The sequence below is a fragment of the Saccharospirillum alexandrii genome (assembly GCF_004000275.1).
GTDB classification, from domain to species: domain Bacteria; phylum Pseudomonadota; class Gammaproteobacteria; order Pseudomonadales; family Natronospirillaceae; genus Saccharospirillum; species Saccharospirillum alexandrii.
On the sequence record NZ_RCIP01000006.1, the window covers coordinates 86,078 to 108,974 of the forward strand.

Consider the following 22,897-nt stretch of genomic DNA (forward strand, 5'->3'; position numbering starts at 1 on the left):
TTCAGTAACCATTGCTGGTTACCTTTTCTGCTACCAGTTTTATTCAACCACCAGAATCAAAGAAACCTTCGTTACCAATCTCAGGTATTTGCCAGGTAACTGCGAATGCCAGCATTGGTTTCGGAGCCGGGTGCCAGTCGGCTGGCGATGAGCATGACGTCCATGGCCTGGGTCATACGATAGCGGTCGGCATCGCTTAGGGCGGCTGCGTCTGTGTCATTGGCCAGCGCCTGCTCAAGGCGCTGCTGCAGGGCCTTGTATTGGGGGGCATTGGATAGCGGGGAAGACGCTTTTAGTTCGGTCAGGGCTGCAGAGGTCTCGTTGAGTAACAGTGCCAGGTTACCGTCTTCGGGCACTGAACTGGCCAGGGCCTCGAGGTCCTGCTGCAGATCGATGATCGCCTGTGGCCCGGCATCTTTAATGGCCGGTTTATCCGCGCTGTTCGCGGCCTGCGACTGGCCCAGTAAACGCTCTGCTTCACTGCTGTCGATAAACTCGAGTTCTTGCAAACGACTGATAAATGCTGCGCTGACTTCGAAGCTTGGGCCGGTGATGGTGAACTCTTCGTTCAATGCCGCCAGGCGCTCTGCCCGGGAGCTGAACGTGGCGCTGTCATCACTCGTTGCCGTGGCTGATTCTGCCTGAGCATTTTGGGTAGGCAACGTGGTGGCGCTAACCGCTGTGTCCTGCCCGCTGGCGTTCTGGTTCACCCCGGTAGGCGACACTGGGGTTAGAGGCGAAATGGCCATCGTTTGCTTCCTGTCTGGAATCTTGAGCGATCCACTGCAAGGGCTATTCCAGTTAGCTGAATCCCGCGCTACAAGGCGTTTTTCTCATGTTTTCTGTTAACGGGAAGCAGATTCCGGTCAGAATACCGGAGAGAGTTTGCCGCATATAAAACGCACGGTAATCCAACGTAAAGGTGTCGATAAGTTTAATTGGCTTCCGGAAAATTAATGTTTGACCAACTCAGTCAGTGATCGGTGCCGGTCACGAATTCTGCCACCGAATAGAATTCAACTTTCCTCAGTCAACCCCCCAGGCCGGCGGCGGGCGAATCACCTGGACAGCGCCCAACTGGCCAGCGTATCGCCGATGGGGGCGTTCAGGGTCAGGTCCATCAGGGCGTCTGCCCGGGTGGCGCCGAGGTTGAGGGTTGCCATGGGAATGTTGGACTGGTGGGCGTGGCGGCAGAAGCGATAGCCTGAGAAGACCATTAGGGAGGAGCCGATGACCAGCACGGCATCGCTGGCTTCCAGCGCCGCCATGGCGTGTTCTACCCGGGTTTTGGGGACATTGTCGCCGAAGAAGACGACATCTGGCTTTAAAATGCCGCCGCACTGTGGGCAATCGATGACCTCGAACTGGCTGAAATCCAGCTCTAGGTCGGCATCGCCATCGGGGGCGGTCTCGGCACTGTAGCCGCTGAAGGCGGGGTTGGCGAGACGCGATCGATCGTGGACTTCATCGCGCGGGCAACGGTAATGGCAACTCATGCAGATTACTTCGTCAGCCCGGCCATGCAGGTCGACCACCTGCTGGCTGCCGGCTTTCTGGTGCAGCCGGTCGACGTTCTGGGTGACCAGCGCCGACACTCGCCCGGCCTGTTCCAGTGACACCAGCGCCTGATGGGCGGCGTTCGGTGCCGCGGTTTGCATCACCGGCCAGCCGATCAGGCTGCGCCCCCAGTAGCGCTGGCGCACCGGGTGACGGGTCATGAACTCCTGGTGTTGCACCGGGGGCCGGCGCTTCCAGCCGCCTTTATCGTCGCGATAATCCGGAATGCCCGAGGCCGTGCTGATGCCCGCGCCAGTGAGAATGAACAGCCGGGGGTGCCGGTCGATGAAATCCGCCAGCCGCTCTGCCGCCTCCCCGACCGCCAGAACCCGGGGGTCACGGCTGGACGGTGGCATGGCAATGCTGCGAAACCCTGACTCGGCTGCCCTCATGATGCGGCTGTCTCCATTGGCGGTTGGTTAGCGAATATTCGGCAGATGACGCTTTAGCATACGACACTCATCCGGTTTTCGTTCACGCAAACACCGTAATGGTTTGTCGGCTAATCGCGATCAGGTCGCCATGCGCATTCCAGACATTGGCCTCTGTGTGGCCATAGCCTTCACCGGCCTGGCGGGTGATGGCCCGATACCCGAACCAGGCGTCGGCCGGTACCTCGGCATGGGGGTGCAGAAATTCCAGGTTCCAGGCCAGGGTACTGGCCGGCGCCGGCGTTTTCAGTTGCTGCAGCAGGGTGGGCGGCCAGGCGTCGATCAGGGTGATCAGGTGCGCATCGGTGAGCGCTGCCGGTGTCTCCCTGAACCGCATGAAACCACCGTGGTGTGAGGTATCGGATCCGGTAAAGGCGATGTTGCCATCGATCAGGTTGACGTTAATGTGCTGGAAAAACTGGGGCGTTACCTTGGGAATAAAGGGCAGAAAAACCGGCTTCTCCGGCAGCGTAAACGGCGGTGTCTCGGTATTCTCGACGCCGGTGACAGAGGTGCGCGCCTGGCCAAAACTGGCCAGAATGGCAACACCCACTTGCCCGTCCTGCACCACCCGGGCTTCTACCTGAGTGACGTTCTTGCCCTCGCGCAGCACCTCGACCTGAAACCCGAAGGGCGCGTCTGTCGCGACCGGGCCAACAAAGCTGATGCTCATTGAGCGCAAGACCCGGTCGGCAGGCACTGATGCCCGCATCACCTGATACGCCAGCCCGGCCGATAAGCCGCCGAATACGGTACGGCCCTGCCCCCAGCTGTCGGGCACCGTCATCGTCTGGGCCGTACCGCACTGGCGGGCCCGCTCAAGGAGTTCATCAATGGTCATGGTGGCGCATCCTCACTTTGGCCAAACCGGCCGGTTATCATCGTTGCGGTGGCTCGGCCCCGCAAGCCCAACACAACTCGAAACTGCCGGCATTGCGCTCGCCGCACTGGCCGCAGAACCAGTCGGCCTCATCAGCCTGAGCCGTTGCTTCGTCAATTAGCTCACGGGCGCGTGCTTCGTCGTCGTCGGTCACCCAGAGCTCAGGCCAGACATCAATGGGTGCCAGCTCGCCCATGGCACCGACCGCGAATTCATTGCGCACCTGGCAGTCGATCCTACGGGATTCCAGTAAATGGCGAATATGGATGACGGCAAAGTGGTTGGGGTGGGTAAACACCAGCTTCATGAGGTCTCCTTAACCTGTGGCCTAGCTTAGGGAAGGCGGGGGTGCGGTGCAATGCAGACGCGATCTTTTCATAGAGATTAATCAAGACGATAGGATGCGCCGTCATGCGCCCGTATAATCGCCGTCTTGAGAATCATGGAGTCCCTGCATTATGTCTGGTGTGTCTTCCCAATCACTGGCGGCACAATTGAAACGCGTCGAGTCGAGCCGCCTGTTTCAAATTGTGGTCATCAGCATCATCATTTTGTCGGCCATTACCATCGGCGCCAAAACCTACGATTTACCACCACTGCTTAGCCGCGCGCTGTCAGTGATGGACTACGCCATCACGTATTTTTTTCTGGCCGAGATTCTGTTTCGATTTGCGGTCTGTGAAAATAAAAAGCGCTTCTTGCGCGATGGCTGGAACTTGTTCGATACACTGGTGGTGGTCGGCAGTCTGATCCCGCTCGACAATGCCGATGCGGTCCTGATTGGCCGGTTGTTGCGGGTGTTCCGGGTGTTGCGTCTGGTCTCGGTGGTGCCGGAATTGCGGTCGCTGATCAATGCGCTGCTGAAGGCGATTCCACGCATGGGTTACATCGCGCTGCTGATGTTTATTATTTTCTACATCTACGGCGCCATCGGTTCGCTGTTTTTTGCCAACATCAATGAATACCTCTGGGGCGATGTCTCCATTGCCATGCTGACGCTGTTTCGCATCGCGACCTTCGAAGACTGGACCGACGTCATGTACGAAACCATGGCTGTTCATCCGCTCAGCTGGATTTACTACCTGACCTTTATTTTCCTGACGGCTTTTGTGTTTTTAAACATGATGGTCGGTGCCATTCTCGATGTCATGACGGCCGAGCAAAATGCCAGTTCACAGGAACAGGCCCACCAGGAACGTCACGATCTGGCCGAGCAAATGAGCCAAATGCAGGCACAGATGCAGCGAATGGAGCAATTGCTGGAAGGTAAGTCACAAGGCAATTCAAACCATTAATTTCGGCGGTCTGTTTTACTAGGTTGCTAATCGCCCGCGTCCGGCACCGGGGTTGTCTATCCGGGGTCGGCGTGAACCCATCCGTGGGGCCTAGACCGCATGATATGAATCCCCTCCATGGGATTCACCCTTCGGGCTCGCTGCGCTCATGCTAAAACGCTCCTGGCGTTTTAGTCCATGCTGCGGACTACCCCGGATAGACAACCCCGGCACCTGACGCTCAGCTGGCAGAAGACTTTAAACTCTAACCCTAAAACAACCGCTTCAATTTCCGGTCAGTCAGATTGGTATCACGACGTGATTTCACCTGTGCGAGAAACAATTCCGCCGTTGCCAGTGCATCGCTGAACGCATGGTGTGAGCGATAATGCGGCAAGCTGTAACGGTGGCGGCAGGCATTCAGGTTCAGGGTTGCGTGGGTGCCCAGCCGGTCTGGTGGGACGCGGCGTTTTTCGTAGAGCATGGTGTCGAGCGTTTCCGCTTTTGGCCAGTGCACACCAAGACGCTGGCTGTGCATCTTCAGAAAACGCAGGTCGAGTGGCGAATGGTGCATCACCCAAATGTCGTGATGATGTTGTGCCAGTTGCTGTTGCAGCCAGAGCCGCAGGTCGACGCCCTGTTCGCGTTGCTGGTCGGTGATGTGATGCACGTGAGCGCTGTCGCTGACGTCGTCGCCCATCAGGGCGCTTTTTTTGAACAGACAGTAGCCTGCCTGGTCCAGTTGAATGACGCCATCCTCAATGCATACCCAGCCCGCGCTCAGGATGTGACTGTCGACGGGGTCCAGGCCGGATAATTCCAGGTCCAGTACCCAATAGCGGCGAGATTCCCAGGCTTCGCCCGAACGGAAAAAGTGTTTGATCCAGTTAACCAAGCTGACCTCGCGCAAAGCGTTGCAGGGCCAGCGACTGGGCGCGTTTGATGGTGGCGAAGGCATCTTTCAGATGCGCCCGGGTCAGTGAACTGAGGGTATCCGGGTCGACAAAGCTGGTGGGCTCTTCGCCATTGGCCAGGGCGTTGCTTTGCCCTTCAATGCGCAGATGCGCGATCAGGGACCAGGCTTCGATCAGGCTTTCGGCCAGTTCGCTGTCGATCGTTCCGGCGGCCTTTACCGCCAGCAGGCGCTCCTGGGTGTTGGCCACAGTCACACCCGAAGCCAGGGCGTAGACCCGGGCCAGGTCGTTCACCAGTGCAACGCCACGGTGTTTCAGGTCCAGTGCATCTTCCTGTTCGCCGCTGCTTTTCAGTACGAACTGGCGGAAAAACCCGAGCGGCGGGCGGCTGCGCACAGCAGTTTGGGTGAGCATGGCAAGGAAGATGTCGGCCTTGGGGGTGCGTTCGGCCAGGTGCGCCTGTATCGGGTCAAGCAGGCTGGCATCGCCATCGATGACGCGTACGTCGAAGAAGATGCTGCTGTTGAGCAGGGCCTCGGGGGTGGGCTGGTCGATCCAGTCGTCGAAGGCGGCTTGCCAGCCGGCGACGCTGCGCCGCCATTTTGGGTTGCGCGCCATGATATCACCAGGGCACAGCACGTAGCCGCAGCGGTCGAGCGCGACGCACACCCAGTCAGACAGGGCCTCAAAATAATCGGCTTCTTCCGGTGTCGGTTCACGCGCCAGGATCAGGGCGTTGTCCTGATCGGAGGCGAAGGTCTGGTCCATGCGGGCCTGGGAACCGAATGCCAGCCAGGCAAAGCGCATCGGTGCCTCGCCCACGTCCAGCTTGGCCAGGCGCAGGCATTGCTGCACAAAGGCATCGCCGATGGCCGCCAGTATGTGGCCCATTTCGTAGGGGCTGGTGTCTACCTGCACCCAGTTGTGGATCAGCCGTGGAATGCGGTGGCGCAATTCGGCCAGGGCGTCGAGTGATGTTTGTCGCTGAATGTCGTTGATCAGGTACAGCGGCGATACTTGCTGGGCACGCACCAGGTCGGTGGCGGAGATCATGCCGACCGGCTTGCCTTTTTCCATGACCGGCAGGTGATGGATTTGCTGCTGGGTCATCAGTTTCTGGGCATCGAACAGGGGGGCATCGGCATCGATGGTCGAAGGTTCGTCGGTGGCGATGCTCGACACCGGCAGGGTCAGGTCCATGCCTTCGGCCACGGCGCGGTTGCGCAAATCCCGGTCGGTGACGATACCAGCCAGGGCGTCGCCGTTCATCAGCAACAGTGATGAGACCCGGTGCTCGCGCATAATGCCGGCGGCGGCTTTGATGCTGATGTCGCTCTGGCCAATCACCGGCCCCAGGTGCGCAAACTGCCGTACCGACTGGTTCAGGGGTTGCTCGAATCGGGGCTGAACATCGCGGTCGAGCAGCATCCGGTTCTGGCGATGTCGCTGCTCACTGATCTGCTGAAAGAACTGGCGCATGGGCTGGTAACGTTCGCACAGGGCCGTGAAATCGTCACTCGACAGTTTGAACACCAGGGCATCTTCAATGGCGAACACCCGAATGCCGCCGGTATTACCTTCGAGCAACGTGTTGACGCCGAAAATCTCGTGTTCGCCTAACCGGTCGATCAGCTCATCGTGCTGGGTGCGCAGTTCGAAGGCACCGGTCCGAATCAGGTACAGGTAGCCGGTGAGGGTCAGCGCCGATTGCTGTTGCCGGGGCACGTAGTCGATGCTGAGGCGCCGGGCGACTTCGGAGCGCTCCTCGGGCGAGAGTGCCGAAAACGGCAGGGTCCGGGCCAGGAATTCCACCACGTCGTGCAAATCATCGCTGTTCATAGTCCATCCTCTGCCTGGGCGGCTCGTGTGCACCTGCAATCTACCATGGCTGCGGCGGTTTTTCCCGGTCTTCGGCGGCTGCCCGGCAGCGATGCCATCCGCTCGTAACATTGCGCCCTTAAGCTGCGAGTTTATCCATCAAGGCAGGGGGAAGGGTATGTCGGTCATTACATCGATCACTACTGGCGCGCCGCGTCATGTACGCCGGGCTCTGGGAGTGCTGGTGCTCGGTTTCATGGCCGGGCCGGTATTCGCCGGTACCTTGAAGATCTCAACACTCTACCCGCCAGGCTCCGCCCCGGTGCGCAGCCTGACCGAGCTTTCTGCCGAGCTTGAAAGCGCAACCAGCGGCGCCCTGACGTTGAAGGTCTACCCGGGCGGGGTGATGGGTGATGATGCGACGGTGTTGCGCAAATTGCGCATCGGGCAATTGCAGGGTGCTCTGGTCAGCAGCAGCACGCTGGAAGCGCTGGATGTGGAGATCAGCGATCTCAGCCAGCCGTTTCAGTTCGACAACCTCGGTGAAGTGCACCAGGCCCGGGAAACCTTCGACGCAACCATGCGCGAGCGACTGGCCGAGCGTGGCTGGCATGGCTTCGGCCCGCTCGACGGTGGCTTTTCCTACGTCATGTCGCAGCAACCGGTGGCGGATCTTGCCGGCCTGAGAGCCAGCAAGCTCTGGCTGCCCAATACCGACGCCATTCGCGAGCTCAGCCAGCAGATTCGGGTGGATTATCAGGTACTGGGCATTGCCGATGTGCTGCCAGCCCTGCAAACCGGAGCACTCGATACGCTGGTCGCACCGCCGAGTGCCGCCCTGACCCTGAACTGGCACAGCCGGGTTGGCTACTTAACCGACCAGCCTGTGGTGTATACCTGGGGCATGCTGGTGCTGCCCGAGCGCAGCCTGGCCCGGCTAACGGCGGACCAGCAGGCCGCCGCGCATCGGGTATTGACGCTCTGGGCCAGCCAGTTGGATGAGCAAATGCGGAACAGCAACCTCGCGGCCGACCAGGCGTTGCGCCAGCAACTGACCGAGGTGTCAATCGCGCCCCCCACCCTGAGCGCAATTCGCGCGGAATTGGGGCAATCTGAGCGCCCGGGTAACGGTTCGTAACACGCGGTGTAGGATTGGGTAACAACAGACCGGGCTGTTTTGGATAGCCCGATCTTGGGAGGTGCCAGGGAGCCCTACCTGGGAGGATAACCGCTGGCAAAAAGCAGGCGGGTGAAGGGTCTGCCTTTTGCCAGTAGCTGTTTCAGACCGGTGTTGCCGGTGTTAACCCGGATCGCTCAGAACAACTCCAGATCCAGATCGTCCAGGTCCTTGCGCAGCCGTTGCTGTTCCATATGGTCTTCGATGGCGCGGCGTGCGGCCAGCCGGCGATGATTGTTGGAACGCTTGTTCTCGCTGGACTCCGTGGGCTTATGCAACTGATCGTCTTCAATATTAGCCAGTTCAAGATCGAACAGATTGACGGACATAAGTTGAACTCCTTAGGGCGACTGCCGTTTTCTTATTGTTGATCGTAATGGAAACAAGGGTGTGGTTTCGGGCAGCATCCGCTTCGGAAAGGCCTGATAACGCCGAACCGGACGTCATATTATCCGCTTCGTATGGCAATTCAGTGACGCCAGTCAATGTCTTCATCGAACAGGGGACGACCCGCTACCGAGCCTTGCCCATGCAGTTTGTATGCCCAAATTGGCATTTGATGTTAAGCCCAAAAGACTGCATTGGGCTGGAGGGGCTCAATGCACTCGAATGGGCGAGGCCGCCAGGTGCATCTGATGGCGTTGCTTCACCAGCGCCAGCAAGGTGTCGGCGTTCATCGACTGGCTAACCAGCCCGCCCTGGGCGATGTCACATTCCAGTTTCTTCAATAAGCGCAATTGTGCCGGTTGCTCGACCGGGCTGGCGATGACCGCCAGGTTCAGACTGTGCGCCATCTCGATCACCGCCTTGAGCACCGGCTGCTGGCCTTTGGAGACGGCCTCCCGCACCAGGCTCGGTGCCAGGCTCAGCGCATTGACGGGCAGGTACTTCAAATGACTCAGCGACGACTGCCCGGCACCGAAGTCACCCAACACCAGCTTTACTCCCAGCGTTGACAGTCGGTCGAGCACGCCGCGCACATGAGTGACATCGGCCATTAACTGGCTTTCCGTGATCACCAGTTCCAGTGCATCGCTGGCCAGCCCGGTATTGGTGAGCACCGCGCTGATCTGGTCGACAAAGCCTTCATCGTCGAGCTGGTTGCTCGCCAGTCGCAGCGACAAACGCACTGTTTCACAACCTTCGCGCTGCCAGCGCACTGCCTCAGTGCAGCTGCGTTGCAAATACCAGTGCTGCAAGGCCGGCCCCAGGCCGACCGTTTGAGCCATCGATAACAACACATCCGACTCCAGTCGGCCGTAGACCGGGTGGTGCCAGCTGACGCGTGCATCCACTCCCTCCAGTCGGCCGGTCGCCAGGCGGGTACGCGGCCAGAAATCGAGGTGCAGCAGCTGTTCGTCGAGTGCCTGCCTGAATTCACGGGCCCAGGCATCCCCCAACTGTGGCAACCCGGGCGGGTAAGCCGCGTGGTAATTGATGGTATTGCCGCCATGGGCGCTGGCCTGAATCATCGCCTGTTGCGCCAGGGTCAGCAGGGTGTCGATGTTATCTGACTGAACCCGGCACACCCCGATACTGGCCGTCACCGACACCACCTGATCGTCGACCAGCATCGGCCGCGCCACTTCCTGCAACAGGGTTTTCAGGCAGTCTTCCAGCATTGCCCGGTCGCCTTCGTATTCCAGGAACAAGCCGAACCGGTCGCCTCCAAGCCGCGCTACCCAGCGCAGCGGGTCGTTCTGGTTGGTCAGCCTGGCAGCGACATCGCGCAACAACTGGTCACCGGTGTCGGTGCCAACGTGACGGTTCAGCGCGGCAAAATCATCGAGGTTCAGAATGGCAATGGCATAATGGTCTGGCAGCAGCGGATCGTGCTGGTGAAAGCCGGCCAGCAACTCCTGAAAAAAGCGCCGGTTGTAGACCCCGGTCAGCGCATCGTAGGCGTCTTTATCGGTGGGAATCAGGCCATTGTAGCGCTGCGACAAATCCTGACAGATGCCCAGATAATGGCTCGTGGTGCGGTCTTTGCCGCGCACCGCCGTGAGTGTCAGCAACACCTGAATACGGCGCGAGCCGCCCACTCTGATCACCAGGTCACCGTGCCAGCGCCCGTTGTTAAGCAACGCCTTGGCAATGCATTGCGACTGATGGGTGGGCAGAATTGAAAACAGGTCACGCCCCAGCAACTGGCTTTTCTGCATGCCCACGATCTGGCTGAACATCCGATTCGCCGTTTTGAAACGCTGATCGCGGCCCAGTACAAACACCCCATCTGAGCTGTTGTTGAACAGCGAAGCCGACAGGCTGAGTTCTTCGCGCTGGCGCATGTCGGCACTGATGTCGCGCCGGGTGCCGACCATGCGCACGGCCTGACCCGATTCTGTGCGCTCAATCACCTTGCCGCTGTCTTCCAGCCACACCGGTTCGGTGCCCTCATCGGTCACCAGGCGATAGCGGGCGTGGTAAAAATCGCTGCGCCGGGTCAGGTGGGCCGACAGGGCGCGCTTGACCTGGCAGCGGTCATCCGGGTGAACCCGGGCAATCAGGTCGATATCGTCGTCGGTTTCCGTACTCTGGCCAAAAAACCGGTGCTGGTCGGAGTGGTAAACACGGCGGCCGGTGATGTCCCAGTCCCAGAAACCAATCCCACTGGCTGTCATGGCCAGGTTCATTTGCTCCTCATGCTTGATCAGCGACTGGTTAACCTGTTTGCGCAACGCAACCTCTTCCTGCAGGCGTTCATTACTCTGGTGCAACGCCCGGGTACGCTCTTCAACCGTGGCTTCCAGGGTATCGCGATTGCGTGCCAGCAACGCATTCAGGCGTCTGTTCACCAGCGCCCTCCGCGTGGCACGACGTGCCATCAAATGCCCCTGCCAGGCGCCCAGCAGCACCATGCTCATCAGTGGCAGATGCACGTCGATCAGAGTTTCGGCCGGCAGTGGCGGGCCGACGAAGACGGGCAACACCATCACCGGTGCCCAGGCGGCCAGAAAGGCACGCCATTGGGCATATAGCGCGATGGCCGCCATACCGACATAGGCAATGGACAATGTCAGGCAAAGCCCGCCGTAATGTGCCTCGTAGCCCCAGACCAACGACTGCAGTGCCGTCAGTGCTACCACGGCCGGCATGGCCCGGAAGGCCGGGTACTGCGCCTGCCAGACCAGTCCAAATCGGGACAACGCCAGGCCCGCCAGCGCCAGTGCCGCAATAAGTCCGCCCACCAACAGCATATCGGGCCGCGCCGGGTGCACCGCAACACACACCAACCCCATGGCCAGTGAAGACACCCACAACAAATTGCTGTGGCGCAATACCTGACGCTGACGTTCCTGACGAAATGAGTGACTGGCCGACTGCATGATCAATCCTGACGGGTTTCGGCTGGAGTATAGACCAGCCAAAGCGGTACGCTGCCCGAAGCAAGCCAAACAGCCGGGATTTCGACTAAAGGTTTAGTCGCCCCGCGCCCATCCACAAAGGCCAATACCTTCTGGTACACTACCCCTGTTTTTTTGTACAGTGACCTTGCCGATGAGCCTGAATGCCCTGCTAGACCAACTTAACCCCGAACAACGCCAGGCTGTGGAGAGCGATGCCCAGCATCTGCTGGTGCTGGCGGGTGCCGGCAGCGGCAAGACCCGGGTGCTGACGCACCGCATTGGCTGGCTGATCGCCGCCGGCCTGGCCTCGCCCTACAGCGTGCTGGCCGTCACCTTTACCAACAAGGCCGCCCGGGAAATGCGCGGCCGTGTTGAAGAGTTGCTGGAAACGCCCTCGAACAACTTGTGGATCGGCACCTTTCATGGTCTGGCGCACCGGTTACTGAAACACCACAACAAACTGGCCCACCTGCCCGATAACTTTCAGGTCATGGACAGCGACGATCAGCTGCGGCTGGTCAAACGCCTGATGGTCGATCTGGGCATCACTGACGAACGGGTGCAACCCAAGCAGGTACAGTGGTTCATTAACGGCCAGAAAGACGAAGGCATACGCGCCGAGTACGTCCAGACTCATGGCGACTGGTTTCAGGAAACGCTGAAAAACATCTACCTGCGTTACGAAGAAATCTGCCAGCGCAGCGGCCTGGTCGACTTTGGCGAATTGCTGTTGCGCGCGCACGAACTCTGGCTCAACAACCCGGACTTGCTGGCCAACTACCAGCAGCGGTTTACCCACCTGCTGGTCGACGAATTTCAGGACATCAACACCATTCAGTACGCCTGGCTGCGGGTACTGGCCGGCGACAAACTCAGCCTCACCATCGTCGGCGATGACGATCAGTCCATTTACGGCTGGCGCGGGGCCAAGGTCGAAACCATTCAGACCTTCAATCAGGACTTCCCTGGCACCCACATGGTACGGCTGGAACAAAACTACCGCTCTACCGCCACCATTCTCGATGCCGCCAACGCCGTCATCGCCAACAACCCGGCCCGGCTCGGCAAAAGCCTCTGGACCGAGGGCGACCGTGGCGACCCGATTCGCCTGTATGCGGCCTTCAACGAACAGGACGAAGCCCGTTACGTTGCCGACGAGATTAACCGGCTGATGGAAAACGGCACCAACGCCAACACCATCGCCATGCTTTACCGCTCCAACGCCCAGAGTCGGGTGCTGGAAGAAGCACTGATTCACAGCCAGATTCCCTACCGCATTTACGGCGGCCAGCGCTTCTATGAACGGCTGGAAGTCAAAAACGCCGTCGCCTATTTACGCCTGGTATTGAACCGCCAGGACGACGCTGCGATTGAGCGCATCATCAACGTACCGACCCGCGGCATTGGCAATAAAACCATCGAAACCCTGCGAGTCCTGGCGCGCGACCAGGGGTTTTCATTGTGGGAAGCCTGCCTCTCGGCGCTGGAAAATTCAGTACTACCCAAGCGCGCTGCCAATGCGCTCGAAGACTTCATGCTGCTGATCGCTGACCTCGAAAAAATCGTCACCGAAAAAGAAGAACTCGGTGACATGGTCAAAGACGTGACCGCTGCGTCGGGGTTGATTGAACACCACGAAAAAGAAAAGGGCGAAAAAGGCCGGGCCCGGGTCGAAAACTTGCAAGAACTGGTCTCCGCCGCCCAAAGCTTCGCCGGCAACGACGAAGCCGATACCCCCATTGCTCTGCTCGCGCAATTTCTCGGCGAAGCCTCACTCGATGCCGGCGACAGCCAGGCCGATGAGTTCGAAGACAGCGTGAACTTAATGACACTGCACAGCGCCAAAGGCCTGGAATTCGATCATGTATTTCTGGTCGGCCTGGAAGAAGGGCTGTTCCCGCACAAGATGTCGATGGACGACGCCTCCGGCCTGCAGGAAGAGCGACGACTGGCCTACGTCGGCATCACCCGCGCCCGCCAGATTCTCACCCTCACCTACGCCGAGAGCCGCCGACTTTATGGCTCGGAAACCTTCAATTCTCTGTCACGATTCGTACGCGAAATTCCGCAAGAATTGCTGACCGAAGTGCGCTTGCGATCAACGGTCAGCCGGCCAGTTAATTTCGGCCTGCAACAGGATATGGCTATGGACGATGCCGGCTTCAGCCTCGGCCAGCGCGTGCTGCACCCCATGTTCGGCGAGGGCACGTTAATTAACGCCGAAGGCGGCGGCGCTCATGCCCGGGTACAAGTCTCGTTCGATGACGGCAGCGAACGCTGGTTGATGATGCAGTACGCCAAACTCGAAGCGATCTGAAATGACCGGCGTCACCATCAACAGCTTTGCTCCGGTTGAACCGACACAGGCCAGAGTATTAATTATTGGTTCAATGCCGGGCAAGGCATCGCTAACGGCCCACAAATATTATGCCCACCCACGCAACGCATTCTGGCCAATACTCGGCCACTGGCTGGGCTTCGATTCAACACTGCCCTACGAGCAACGGCTGACTCAACTGACCCACCATCACATCGGTTTATGGGATGCCCTCTACCAGTGCGAACGACCATCAAGCCTAGATGCCGACATCGTAAAAACCAGTATCGTCCCGAATGATTTTTCCGCCTGGTTTACCCGCCACCCGCAAACACAGGCGGTACTGTGCAACGGCACAGCAGCGTACGACAACTATCGCAAGAAAGTCCTGCCAACACTGAGCACCACAGACCAGACCCTGCCCCTACACAAATTACCCTCAACCAGCCCGGCTCACGCCAGCCTCAGTTTTGAACAAAAGAAAGACCAGTGGCGGATACTACTCGACTATTTATAAACCCAAGTTTCGGAGTTCGGTTTTGCCTCGGTGCCAATAATCCGTGACAGGCACCGGGTAACCCTATCTGGGGCCGGCGTGAACCCATCCATGGGGCCTAGACTTCGGCATCCATGCCTCAGACTTCCCCAGATAGGGTCACCCAGTACCTGACACTCAGTTGCTTGCCAACTCCGAAACTTGAGTTATAAGTCACGACTCTGAATCGGCATCCGGATTAAGTGACAGCTGCCGGGTAGGCCTATCCGGGGTAGTCCGCAGCAAGGATGCTGCGGCCTAGGCTCCATGGATGGATCTACGCCGACCCCGGATAGGCCTACCCGGTGGCTGTCACGGACTCCTGGCAATCAAATAAACTATGCCACGGAACCCAACCGAATCAGGGCGTCAAGCTGCCTGAGCCGATGGCTTCTTCGAGTAGCATCATTTGTGCTGACAAGGGGTCGTGACCGTTGGGTTTTTGCTGATGATAGCGACCGTCGGCATCGAGTTCCCAAGCTTGCAGGTTGTCGGTCATGTACAGTTCCAGATCCTTGATGACCTTGTCGCGCAGTTTTTTGGTCAGTAATGGGAAGCCGGATTCGACGCGGTGAAACATGTTGCGGCTCATCCAGTCGGCGCTGGCGAGAATGACGTCCGAGTCGTTATCGTTGTGGAAGCAGAACGCCCGGGTATGCTCCAGGAACCGGCCGACAATGGAGCGCACCCGGATGTTTTCCGAGATGCCCTTGATGCCCGGGCGAATCTGGCAGACACCGCGAACAATCAAATCAATTTGCACACCGGCCTGGCTGGCCTCGTACAACTTGCGCACCAGTTGCTCTTCATACAGCGAATTCATTTTTGCGAGCACCCGGGCGGGCTTTCCCGCCTTGGCGAATTCGATCTCGCGATCGATTTTGCGCATCAGGTTTTTATGCAATGTGAACGGCGACTGATACAAACACTCCAGCTTGCTCACCTTGCCCAGGCTGGTCAGTTGCAGGAAGACCCGGTAGACATCGTCGCCGATCTGCTTGTTGCAGGTCATCAGACCGTAATCGGTATAAATTTGCGCGGTTTTGGGGTGATAGTTGCCGGTGCCTAGGTGCACATAATGGCGCAACTTTTCGCCTTCACGCCGGGCAATCAGCAGCATTTTTGCGTGAGTCTTGTAACCCACGATGCCGTAAACGACGTGAATGCCGTATTCCTGCAACCGCTCGGCCAGCGCCACGTTCGCCTCTTCATCGAACCGGGCCAGCAGTTCAATAATCACCGTTACTTCCTTGCCTGCTCTGGCGGCCGACACCAGCGCTTCAACGATGATGGAATTCACCCCGGTGCGATACAGGGTTTGCTTGATGGTCAGCACCTGCGGGTCTTTCGCGGCCTGGCGAATCAGATCCACCACCGGCATGAACGAATCGAACGGGTGATGCAGCAGGATGTCGCCTTTGCGAATGGCGTCGAAGATGGTGTCCTTGCGTTTTAGAACCCGCGGGACTCTTGCATCGAAGGGGGTATACAGCAGGTCCGGCCGGTTAACCTGGTCGATCAGTGTGACCAGCCGGTTCAGGTTGACCGGGCCATCAGCGCGGTACAAATCGACTTCGCTGATTTCAAATTGCTTGAACAAGAACTGCACCAGTTCATCCGGGCAGTTAGCGGCGACTTCGAGGCGCACTTCATCGCCGTACTGGCGGTACACCAGTTCGCCTTCGATGGCGCGACGCAGGTCACCGGTTTCCTCTTCATCGACAAACAGGTCTGAATTGCGCGTTACCCGGAACTGGTAGCAACCAATCACCGTCATGCCGAAGAAAATCTCGTCCATGAAATAGTGAATGATCGACGACATGAAGACGTAATCGTTCGACCCGGATTGGGTTTGCTCAGCTGGCAGTTTGATCATATCCGGCAGGGCACGTGGGCACTGTACGATGGCCTGGCCACTGTTGCGGCCAAAGGCATCTTTGCCATCGAGCTTGACGATGAAGTTAAGGCTTTTGTTCAGAATGCGCGGAAACGGATGCGCCGGGTCCAGCCCAATTGGGCTCAGCAGCGGCAAGACTTCATGTTCGAAATAATACTGCAGCCATTGCGTTTGCTGCTCGCTCCAGTCTTCGCGTTTGATCACCCGTATGTCGTGCTCTGCCAGCAACGGCAGCAGAGTGGTGTTCAGGGTATCGTACTGGCGCTGAACCAGATCGTGAGCGCGGCTGGCGATCTGGTCGAGTTGGGTGCGCGGTGATATGCCTTCGGGACCGGTGACCATCGAGCCGGCTTCAAAGCGTTCCTTCAAGCCGCCAACGCGAATTTCAAAGAATTCGTCCAGGTTGGTGCTGGAGATGCACAGGAACCGCAGCCGCTCAAGCGGTGGTATGGTGTCGTCCAGTGCCTGAGACAGCACCCGGTCGTGAAATTCCAGCAACGACAGTTCGCGGTTGATGAAGTGCTCGTGCGTAATCGGTTCAGCCATGACCCACCTCTGATTCAGATGCGATCAGTGTATGACAAAACTGTTGCAGAGGTATGACAGACGACAGGATTTACGCTTTTCGTTCGGATGTGACTTGGAGGCTCGAGTTCGTACCGACCACCGGGTAGCTCTGATTGAGGTCGGCGTGGATCTATCCATGGCGGTCCGACGTCTCGGGCCTAGGCCGCAGGATATGAATCCCATCCAAGGGATTCACCCTTCGGGCTCGCTATGCTCATGCTAAAACGCTCCCGGCGTTTTAGTCCCTGCTGCGGGCTACCTCAATCAGAGCTACCCGGCAGTCGGCACTTGCCTGGTTGCCCACTTTGTACAACACATTACTTCAATATTTATCGAGTCCCTTAGTTTTCATTTGGCAGGTACACACCATTAGCCACATTATTCAGAAGAACCTGTACTTTCTGTCGTTCCTGAATGGCTTGCAGCCCCTGGTTAAACGCCTCGGTCAGCGCTTCGCCTCGGGGGCTTCGGGTAAAGATCAAGCGGTAGGGCCAGGTTTCGACGGGGGTTGGGTCGTAGCTGATGTCGTTCTGCCGGTCGGCGAAATCCTGCTGCAGAATGTGCAGACCGACCAGTTTATCCATAGCGTAGGCGTCTATTCGTTGCGACAGGAGTTTTGAGAAATTTTGTTGCTCCGTGGATACCAGCTCCATCTCCACAGCCGCACCCGCGGCCCGGGCGGCATCGAACCAGGGGTAGCTGGCGCTGCGCAAGCCCCCGAAGCGTTTGTTGTCCAGATCCCTGAACTCTTGCCAGATCAGGGGGTTATCTTTGTGGTAAAAAAATACCGCCTCGCCTTCAAGAACGACGTCTGAAAACAGAAAGCTGGCTTCCCGCTCTGCCGTCTTCACCCACAGAATCGACGCGTCGTATTGGCCACTCTCGACGTAGACCAGCACCCTGGCCCAGGGCAGAAAGTCGATTTCCACGTCCATGCCACTGGCCTGAAACGCTTCCTCAACGATGTGCGCCGCCACACCATAATGCCGGGCGTTTTCAGACAAATAAGGGGGCCATTCACCAACCGCAATGCGCACTGATTCCTGAGCGATCAGGGGGCTACAGCATGCCAGCGACACCACGCCAAGGAGCATTTTGCGAACTGAGACCATTACATCGTCCTGCCAATTGGGCCAAGATAATCCAAGCATAGCCTACTGCAAATAAGCCTACCGACTATTCTGCTCAGCACCGGCACTCCACCGCACTGGCGACTCAGTTTGCCTCAACGGGCCAAGCCATCAGACATTAAACGCCAGTGCCTGAGCCGTGACCGTGGTGTTTCTGCGCTTTGAGTACTCAAGCCAGTGCATGGCAACGTTGAGCTCTTTGATGATGGTGGCCGCTTCAATCACCGTACCATCTTCGAATTCGATGGATTCAGTGGTATGTCCATCGCTGACGAGGGTCAGGTCGTATCCTCGTTCCAGCGCAGCGTGGGCGGTTGCGCGGATGCACCAGTTGGAGGCAGCCCCGGCCATTACCAGGTGCGAAACACCCAGCCCGTTCAGCAGCGCTTCCAGCTCGGTCTGCTCAAACGACGAATTGAAGTGTTTGTTAACGCGAGCTTCGCCTTCTGCAGGTTCCAGCTCAGGCACCAACTGCCAGAGTGTGCTGTTTTGCTGTAACTCCTCATCCGAATGCTGAACCCAGATAACGGGCACGCCTTCGGCACGGGCACGGCTTACCGCCAGGGCGACGTTGTTGGCAATGCGTGTGGTATCCCAGGCGTTAACCAACACACCCACCTGCATGTCGACAACGACCAGTGCGGCGTTGCCACCTTTCGGACCTTTGGTCATTCCTAGCACCTCGTAGCGTAATGGAAACCGGCAAGACTGGTGCCTAGATTACGACTGGAAGGCACGGCTTTCCTAGACCTGTTATGCGACATGTCGCATTCGGATATCAGTTGACAGCACCCCCTCAATGGCTGCATATTAAAAACCGGACAGCCGGTATGTTTTGATGCCAAAAGGATCCTTATCATGACGCTATTTGAACGGGAATACCCCATCCCCGACGCCTTCAAGGAGGTGTTGGGTGCCAGGCAAAGTGCAGGCGCTATGCTGTGCATTGCTCTCGTTACTGCCCTGGCAGCGGTTTTCTGGAGCCAGGTTCCCAGGCCGGAAGGGGTGCCCTTTGAGCTGGCGCGGTGGGTTCTTGCCTGGTTGTTGATGCTCGATATCGCTGCTGGGGCCGTGGCCAACTTCACTCCTGGTACCAACGCTTTCTACGCACAACGCCCGGCCTGGCGCTGGGGGTTTATTGCCATTCACCTTCACTTGCTGGCGATAGGCTGGTTGCTCGGTTCACCCCTGACGCCACTGCTGTGGGTTTGGGCTTACACCGTGATCACCGCATCTCTGGTTAACGCCTGTTACGGCCGTGCCTGGCAACCCGTTCTGGCGGGTGGCCTGGTCTGTGTTGGTGTTCTGGTGATAACCAGGCTGTCACTGCCACCCTGGCAACTGTCGCTGGCCCTGTTGTTCATGATTAAGGTGCTGTACGCCTTTGCGGTGAATCATTACCCGGAACGGGAGGCCCGAACCCTGTGACACCGACAACCATCGGGCTCCTGGCCAACCCGGATCAGGCTGTTGTCAGTGCCTTGCTGAGTAACGCCTTTGCCGCTGACCCGGCTTACCACTACTTTCTTGAAGGCTGCGCGCCGGCTGACCGGGACCGCTACCGCGATCACCTGGTGCGGTTTATCGTCAGGTATCACTGCCGGTCGGGGATGCCGGTCTGGGGAGTGACCCGCCAGGGCGTGCTGGTTGCCTGTGCCCTGCTGGAAGTACCAGCCCCGGGCTGGCGAGGAGCCATTGCCGTGCTCACAACGCTGCCCTCGCTGATTGGCCGGGTTCCCTGGTCTTGTGTGGCGCGAATGAACCGTTACGCCCTGCGCAGTCGCCAAGGCCTGCCAGCGACCTTTCGCTACTTTCTGGTCAAAATCGGGGTCGCACCCGGCCAGCAAGGCCAGGGGTTTGGTAAACAGCTGATCCAGGCCCTGGCTGACTATTGCTTTCAGCTGGGTGAAACGCTGGCGCTGGATACCGAGAACCCGGCGAACGTGCCCTTGTACCAGCACCTCGGTTTTCACCTGCACGACGAACGAATGCTGGATACACTGAGCATTTACCGACTGCACCTGCCACCGGAGTAACCCGAACGCCATGAAAACCAACCGGGATGCGCTGTTGCTGATTGCCTTTCGGCTGTTCTTGAAAAACGGCTATGACCAGACCCGCATGCAAGATCTGGTCGCTGCCAGCGGCTTGTCCAAGGGCGCATTTCACCACTACTTCCCGCGCAAAGCTGACCTGCTGAACGCCTGCATTGAGCATTTCTTTGGTCGATTCCTACCGGATATGGACCCAAGCGCCCACCAACATTTTGAAGACCTGGTGCTGGACGGTGCCAGGCAATATGCTCAGCTAATCGATGAATTGACGTCGCTGGACATTCCGCTGCCGGCGTATCAGCGCTTTGTCTGGTCACTGCTGCCAGAACACAGCGAGGCATTTATCGAACGACAGCGGACGACCGAAGACCGGCTCACCCAACTGGCCGAACAAGACCTGGCTCAACGGCGACTGATATCAACCAACACCGCTCGCACGCTGGCGATACAGGCCATGGCGTTAACGGAAGGGCTGGGCGTTTTGTGGGCGGCCAATTCCCCCAAAAAGAAGGCGACCCCGCGAGCGTTCTTCGAACAAAGCTGCAAAGCCTGGCTGAATGATGTGAGCTAATCGGGCTGTTAATCGGCCTGCGCGGCCAGGGTTTCAAAAAACAGACGCGTTGCGTCATCGGCCGGGAAGTAACTTTCTATCATCAGTTCCTGCACACCGGCATCCAGGGCGGTGCCAAAGCTGCTCAGCGTTGAGAACACACTCAGCGCCTGGCCGTTGATGAGCAGTTCCGAGGTCAGCATGGGGCCTTCCCAGGTGTTCGGCTCAGGGGTTTGCCAGTTGGCGGGTGGGTCCATGGCGAGCAGCCGTTCCATCAGACTGGTCAGCTCCGGTTTCGGTTGGGTTTGCAGTTGCAGTGCCAGTCGGCGCAACAGCAAAGCGGCAATGGCCTCCCAGTTGGTCATGTAGGGCCTCAGGCCATGCGGGTCGAAGATAATCTCCAGCATGTTGACGCGCCCCTGAAGGCTGGGCGCCGGCAGCAGGGCACTCAGCAATCGCTGTAGCGACTGGTTCGCCAGGTGTAGGTCCCAGGTGTTGTGAAGCACGGCGGCCGGGTAGGGGTCTTGCTTGTCGAGCATCATCTTCAAGGCATGCCGAACCGGGGCCATCGCGGCCTCTTCAAGTGGCAGGTCGGTGTATACCGGGGCATAGCCACAGGCGTTCATCAGGCGGTTACAGTCGCGGTGTGCCAGGCCCATAACGTCGGCAAGTCGCAACACCATTTCCCGGCTGGGCTGGGTACGACCGGTTTCGATAAAACTGATGTGCCGCGCGGACACCTCGGCCTGCAGGCTGAGTTCCAGCTGTGAAAAACGCCTGGCGCGGCGCAAGGTAGCAAGTAGGTGACCGGCCGATCCCATCGGTGTGCTCCGTTGTTCCATCGGTAAAACGCTATCCTCGCCCATAAAAGCGCGCAGGACCATTACCTCCGGGGTAATTGAGCGGCGACATCGAAACCGGGACAGTGAACGCTCAACCCGTTCGATGAGGAAGACCCCATGAAAGTACCCAGCTTATCTGCCACCTTACTGACCAATACCGTTATGTCTGCTATTGCAGGCCTGTTGTTAATGGCCATACCAAACCCTATCGGCGCATTTATGGGTGGCGTCGCGCCCTGGTTGCTGCAATTGCTGGGCGCGGGGTTGGTGCTGTTTGCACTCGGCGTGTTTTTGGTGCGACGCGCGCTGCCCGGTTCCGGATCAACCACCGGAGTCGCCTGGGTGTTCGCGCTGGACATGACCTGGATCATCGCAACGCCGGTCGTGATGCTGGTTTATGCACAGCAACTCAGTCTCTGGGGGCACCTGCTGCTGGCCGATGTGGCCCTGCTGGTGATGGGGTTTGCCTGCCTGGAACGCTACTGGTTAAAGCGCATGAGGGCCGGTGCGGTAGCCGTCTGAACGTTTTCGCACCCGGGCCGTGGTCGTTCAAAACACATCGGCTAAGGTCACTCGGAAAATGGGAGCAATCACTGGGGGTTCTCATCCTGATTCAGCCCAAACGCTTTCTGTTTTTTCTTGCTTAGGCCAAGCGAGACAATCCGGTGTGATTCAGTGAGGTAATATTTAAGTTCTTCATCTGCACCGGCAGATGCATCTACTTGCTGAATCCACTTCATGCCCCGGGAAGCGAGATAAGGCGCGGGTCGAAAACCGGGCTGGTCTCGCAGCACGTCGTAATCCAGATCCGAGGTTTTAAAGGTATAGGCCGGGCTATCATTGTCACCCCAGCCGCCAATGGCAAATACCTTTCCGCCTACTTTCCAAACCTGGGCGCCACCCCATTGAACAACGTGCGTAGTAGCCGGCAGCGCCTGGCAAAAATCATTGAACTCATCGTAGGTCACCTGCTTTCTCCGTTTACCGGATTAACACCGAAACGCTCTCATGATTATTGGTTTCCCTATACAGTGTGAAGACTGAGTAAGTTAACGAGTAACATCAGCCAATAACACCCAGCCAGCCGAGTACGGCTACTGCGATGCCCACACCCAAGCAAATGACAGCCAGAATCAGCTCGCTGTAGGGCTTGTCTTTCTTAAGCCCGGGCACCAGCACGGCATCGGCAGGGTTCACCGGATTGTAATACACCTGAACCTCGCTACCGACCGGGTAACGCTCGGCAAACTCGACGGTCTCCGGGTAAACCAGCGTATAAAACGTGGGTAACCTTCCGGTGTAGTCGCGCCCGTTAACCTGATAGCTGAATGCCACCTTCACATGCTCGGCGTCTTTCATTTCCCCTTCAATTAGGCGCTTCTTCCAAAGCTGCACCTCGACCAGTCGCCCGACAACACTCGGCCAACCCTGGCTTGCTTTCGCATGCCGGTAATTGGCGATTGAATGAAACAGTAGATAGATGCCAAAGAGTGCGAACGCCAGTCCAGCTAACAAGGGTAGGTTCATTGCTCGGGCTCGTTATTGGTGGAGTGTTCACACTACCGCAAGTCGTTGCACGGGGAAACTGCCAGCCTTGCCGTCGAGTC

The 22,897-nt window shown here is 58.3% G+C and carries 22 protein-coding genes; 8 read left to right on the forward strand and 14 right to left on the reverse strand.

From position 1 onward, the window contains the following. Positions 1 to 80: 80 nt before the first annotated feature. The 4 genes from EP166_RS19600 to EP166_RS19615 form a co-directional block, all read right to left on the reverse strand. Positions 81 to 749, reverse strand: a complete 669-nt coding sequence (locus EP166_RS19600; protein WP_127560284.1) for a hypothetical protein — start codon at positions 747 to 749, stop codon at positions 81 to 83. A gap of 309 nt (positions 750 to 1,058) precedes the next feature. After that, positions 1,059 to 1,949 carry an NAD-dependent protein deacetylase gene (locus EP166_RS19605; RefSeq protein ID WP_246026358.1) on the reverse strand — a complete coding sequence of 297 codons (891 nt, stop codon included), beginning with the start codon at positions 1,947 to 1,949 and terminating at the stop codon, positions 1,059 to 1,061. Between the two features lie 82 nt (positions 1,950 to 2,031). Next, positions 2,032 to 2,829, reverse strand: coding sequence for an acyl-CoA thioesterase (locus tag EP166_RS19610; protein ID WP_127560286.1), 798 nt, complete (start codon positions 2,827 to 2,829; stop codon positions 2,032 to 2,034). Between the two features lie 37 nt (positions 2,830 to 2,866). Then, a complete protein-coding gene (locus EP166_RS19615; RefSeq protein ID WP_127560288.1) occupies positions 2,867 to 3,175 on the reverse strand; it encodes a putative signal transducing protein in 309 nt (102 codons plus the stop codon). 151 nt (positions 3,176 to 3,326) lie between these two features. On the opposite strand from EP166_RS19615, the gene EP166_RS19620 reads away from it, so the two are divergent. Further along, entirely contained in the window at positions 3,327 to 4,163 is an 837-nt protein-coding gene (locus tag EP166_RS19620) for an ion transporter (RefSeq protein WP_127560290.1), read from the forward strand. Between the two features lie 250 nt (positions 4,164 to 4,413). On the opposite strand, the gene EP166_RS19625 is transcribed toward EP166_RS19620, so the two are convergent. Beyond that, positions 4,414 to 5,037 (reverse strand): 3'-5' exonuclease, encoded by a 624-nt coding sequence (locus EP166_RS19625; protein WP_164744024.1) that lies wholly within the window; start codon positions 5,035 to 5,037, stop codon positions 4,414 to 4,416. Further along, a complete protein-coding gene (locus EP166_RS19630) occupies positions 5,030 to 6,895 on the reverse strand; it encodes a DUF294 nucleotidyltransferase-like domain-containing protein (protein WP_164744025.1) in 1,866 nt (621 codons plus the stop codon). The genes EP166_RS19625 and EP166_RS19630 overlap by 8 nt, the downstream gene beginning before the upstream one ends. A 157-nt stretch (positions 6,896 to 7,052) precedes the next feature. Between EP166_RS19630 and dctP the strand changes: the two genes are divergently transcribed. After that, positions 7,053 to 8,012 carry a TRAP transporter substrate-binding protein DctP gene (gene dctP / locus EP166_RS19635; RefSeq protein ID WP_164744026.1) on the forward strand — a complete coding sequence of 320 codons (960 nt, stop codon included), beginning with the start codon at positions 7,053 to 7,055 and terminating at the stop codon, positions 8,010 to 8,012. A 176-nt stretch (positions 8,013 to 8,188) separates the two neighbouring features. Here the strand turns inward: dctP and EP166_RS19640 are convergent, their stop codons facing one another. Beyond that, positions 8,189 to 8,380 (reverse strand): PA3496 family putative envelope integrity protein, encoded by a 192-nt coding sequence (locus tag EP166_RS19640; protein ID WP_127560298.1) that lies wholly within the window; start codon positions 8,378 to 8,380, stop codon positions 8,189 to 8,191. A 267-nt stretch (positions 8,381 to 8,647) separates the two neighbouring features. After that, positions 8,648 to 11,377, reverse strand: a complete 2,730-nt coding sequence (locus EP166_RS19645; RefSeq protein WP_127560300.1) for a putative bifunctional diguanylate cyclase/phosphodiesterase — start codon at positions 11,375 to 11,377, stop codon at positions 8,648 to 8,650. Between the two features lie 172 nt (positions 11,378 to 11,549). On the opposite strand from EP166_RS19645, the gene uvrD reads away from it, so the two are divergent. After that, positions 11,550 to 13,715, forward strand: a complete 2,166-nt coding sequence (gene uvrD, locus EP166_RS19650; RefSeq protein ID WP_127560301.1) for a DNA helicase II — start codon at positions 11,550 to 11,552, stop codon at positions 13,713 to 13,715. A gap of 1 nt (position 13,716) precedes the next feature. Continuing rightward, a complete protein-coding gene (locus EP166_RS19655) occupies positions 13,717 to 14,232 on the forward strand; it encodes a DNA-deoxyinosine glycosylase (RefSeq protein WP_127560303.1) in 516 nt (171 codons plus the stop codon). A gap of 379 nt (positions 14,233 to 14,611) precedes the next feature. On the opposite strand, the gene ppk1 is transcribed toward EP166_RS19655, so the two are convergent. The 3 genes from ppk1 to EP166_RS19670 form a co-directional block, all read right to left on the reverse strand. After that, a complete protein-coding gene (gene ppk1, locus EP166_RS19660; protein ID WP_127560305.1) occupies positions 14,612 to 16,693 on the reverse strand; it encodes a polyphosphate kinase 1 in 2,082 nt (693 codons plus the stop codon). A 362-nt stretch (positions 16,694 to 17,055) separates the two neighbouring features. Beyond that, positions 17,056 to 17,826 carry a substrate-binding periplasmic protein gene (locus tag EP166_RS19665; RefSeq protein ID WP_164744027.1) on the reverse strand — a complete coding sequence of 257 codons (771 nt, stop codon included), beginning with the start codon at positions 17,824 to 17,826 and terminating at the stop codon, positions 17,056 to 17,058. A 129-nt stretch (positions 17,827 to 17,955) separates the two neighbouring features. Next, positions 17,956 to 18,516: an isochorismatase family protein gene (locus EP166_RS19670; protein ID WP_127560308.1), complete on the reverse strand. Its 561-nt coding sequence runs from the start codon at positions 18,514 to 18,516 to the stop codon at positions 17,956 to 17,958. 186 nt (positions 18,517 to 18,702) lie between these two features. Here EP166_RS19670 and EP166_RS19675 point away from each other — a divergent pair, with 186 nt between their 5' ends. Genes EP166_RS19675 through EP166_RS19685 form a run of 3 tightly spaced genes read left to right on the forward strand, consistent with a single transcriptional unit; the run spans position 18,703 to position 20,469 of the window. After that, on the forward strand, positions 18,703 to 19,272 hold the full coding sequence (locus EP166_RS19675) for a hypothetical protein (RefSeq protein ID WP_127560310.1): 570 nt from the start codon (positions 18,703 to 18,705) through the stop codon (positions 19,270 to 19,272). Continuing rightward, complete coding sequence (locus tag EP166_RS19680) at positions 19,269 to 19,880, forward strand: GNAT family N-acetyltransferase (protein WP_127560312.1); 612 nt, start codon at positions 19,269 to 19,271, stop codon at positions 19,878 to 19,880. Before EP166_RS19675 ends, EP166_RS19680 begins: the two co-directional genes overlap by 4 nt. A 10-nt stretch (positions 19,881 to 19,890) precedes the next feature. Continuing rightward, the gene (locus EP166_RS19685) at positions 19,891 to 20,469 is read left to right on the forward strand and encodes a TetR/AcrR family transcriptional regulator (protein WP_127560314.1); all 579 of its coding nucleotides are present in this window, start codon (positions 19,891 to 19,893) and stop codon (positions 20,467 to 20,469) included. A gap of 8 nt (positions 20,470 to 20,477) precedes the next feature. Here EP166_RS19685 and EP166_RS19690 read toward each other — a convergent pair whose 3' ends face one another. Beyond that, positions 20,478 to 21,290 (reverse strand): helix-turn-helix domain-containing protein, encoded by an 813-nt coding sequence (locus EP166_RS19690; protein ID WP_164744028.1) that lies wholly within the window; start codon positions 21,288 to 21,290, stop codon positions 20,478 to 20,480. A 117-nt stretch (positions 21,291 to 21,407) separates the two neighbouring features. Here EP166_RS19690 and EP166_RS19695 point away from each other — a divergent pair, with 117 nt between their 5' ends. Beyond that, positions 21,408 to 21,812 carry a hypothetical protein gene (locus tag EP166_RS19695; RefSeq protein ID WP_127560318.1) on the forward strand — a complete coding sequence of 135 codons (405 nt, stop codon included), beginning with the start codon at positions 21,408 to 21,410 and terminating at the stop codon, positions 21,810 to 21,812. 68 nt (positions 21,813 to 21,880) lie between these two features. On the opposite strand, the gene EP166_RS19700 is transcribed toward EP166_RS19695, so the two are convergent. Together EP166_RS19700 and EP166_RS19705 are read right to left on the reverse strand one after the other, a co-directional pair. Continuing rightward, positions 21,881 to 22,258, reverse strand: a complete 378-nt coding sequence (locus EP166_RS19700) for an MmcQ/YjbR family DNA-binding protein (RefSeq protein ID WP_127560320.1) — start codon at positions 22,256 to 22,258, stop codon at positions 21,881 to 21,883. 94 nt (positions 22,259 to 22,352) lie between these two features. Further along, positions 22,353 to 22,817, reverse strand: coding sequence for a DUF3592 domain-containing protein (locus EP166_RS19705; protein ID WP_127560322.1), 465 nt, complete (start codon positions 22,815 to 22,817; stop codon positions 22,353 to 22,355). Between the last annotated feature and the right edge of the window lie 80 nt (positions 22,818 to 22,897).

What these genes read in the sequence shown, in the direction of transcription:
- EP166_RS19600 (WP_127560284.1), bottom strand. Translation starts at nt 749, where the DNA reads ATGGCCATTTCGCCTCTAACCCCAGTGTCGCCTACCGGGGTGAACCAG.
- EP166_RS19605 (WP_246026358.1), bottom strand. Translation starts at nt 1,949, where the DNA reads ATGAGGGCAGCCGAGTCAGGGTTTCGCAGCATTGCCATGCCACCGTCC.
- EP166_RS19610 (WP_127560286.1), bottom strand. Translation starts at nt 2,829, where the DNA reads ATGACCATTGATGAACTCCTTGAGCGGGCCCGCCAGTGCGGTACGGCC.
- EP166_RS19615 (WP_127560288.1), bottom strand. Translation starts at nt 3,175, where the DNA reads ATGAAGCTGGTGTTTACCCACCCCAACCACTTTGCCGTCATCCATATT.
- EP166_RS19620 (WP_127560290.1), top strand. Translation starts at nt 3,327, where the DNA reads ATGTCTGGTGTGTCTTCCCAATCACTGGCGGCACAATTGAAACGCGTC.
- EP166_RS19630 (WP_164744025.1), bottom strand. Translation starts at nt 6,895, where the DNA reads ATGAACAGCGATGATTTGCACGACGTGGTGGAATTCCTGGCCCGGACC.
- dctP (WP_164744026.1), top strand. Translation starts at nt 7,053, where the DNA reads ATGTCGGTCATTACATCGATCACTACTGGCGCGCCGCGTCATGTACGC.
- EP166_RS19640 (WP_127560298.1), bottom strand. Translation starts at nt 8,380, where the DNA reads ATGTCCGTCAATCTGTTCGATCTTGAACTGGCTAATATTGAAGACGAT.
- EP166_RS19645 (WP_127560300.1), bottom strand. Translation starts at nt 11,377, where the DNA reads ATGCAGTCGGCCAGTCACTCATTTCGTCAGGAACGTCAGCGTCAGGTA.
- uvrD (WP_127560301.1), top strand. Translation starts at nt 11,550, where the DNA reads ATGAGCCTGAATGCCCTGCTAGACCAACTTAACCCCGAACAACGCCAG.
- EP166_RS19655 (WP_127560303.1), top strand. Translation starts at nt 13,717, where the DNA reads ATGACCGGCGTCACCATCAACAGCTTTGCTCCGGTTGAACCGACACAG.
- ppk1 (WP_127560305.1), bottom strand. Translation starts at nt 16,693, where the DNA reads ATGGCTGAACCGATTACGCACGAGCACTTCATCAACCGCGAACTGTCG.
- EP166_RS19665 (WP_164744027.1), bottom strand. Translation starts at nt 17,826, where the DNA reads ATGGTCTCAGTTCGCAAAATGCTCCTTGGCGTGGTGTCGCTGGCATGC.
- EP166_RS19670 (WP_127560308.1), bottom strand. Translation starts at nt 18,516, where the DNA reads ATGACCAAAGGTCCGAAAGGTGGCAACGCCGCACTGGTCGTTGTCGAC.
- EP166_RS19675 (WP_127560310.1), top strand. Translation starts at nt 18,703, where the DNA reads ATGACGCTATTTGAACGGGAATACCCCATCCCCGACGCCTTCAAGGAG.
- EP166_RS19685 (WP_127560314.1), top strand. Translation starts at nt 19,891, where the DNA reads ATGAAAACCAACCGGGATGCGCTGTTGCTGATTGCCTTTCGGCTGTTC.
- EP166_RS19690 (WP_164744028.1), bottom strand. Translation starts at nt 21,290, where the DNA reads ATGGAACAACGGAGCACACCGATGGGATCGGCCGGTCACCTACTTGCT.
- EP166_RS19695 (WP_127560318.1), top strand. Translation starts at nt 21,408, where the DNA reads ATGAAAGTACCCAGCTTATCTGCCACCTTACTGACCAATACCGTTATG.
- EP166_RS19705 (WP_127560322.1), bottom strand. Translation starts at nt 22,817, where the DNA reads ATGAACCTACCCTTGTTAGCTGGACTGGCGTTCGCACTCTTTGGCATC.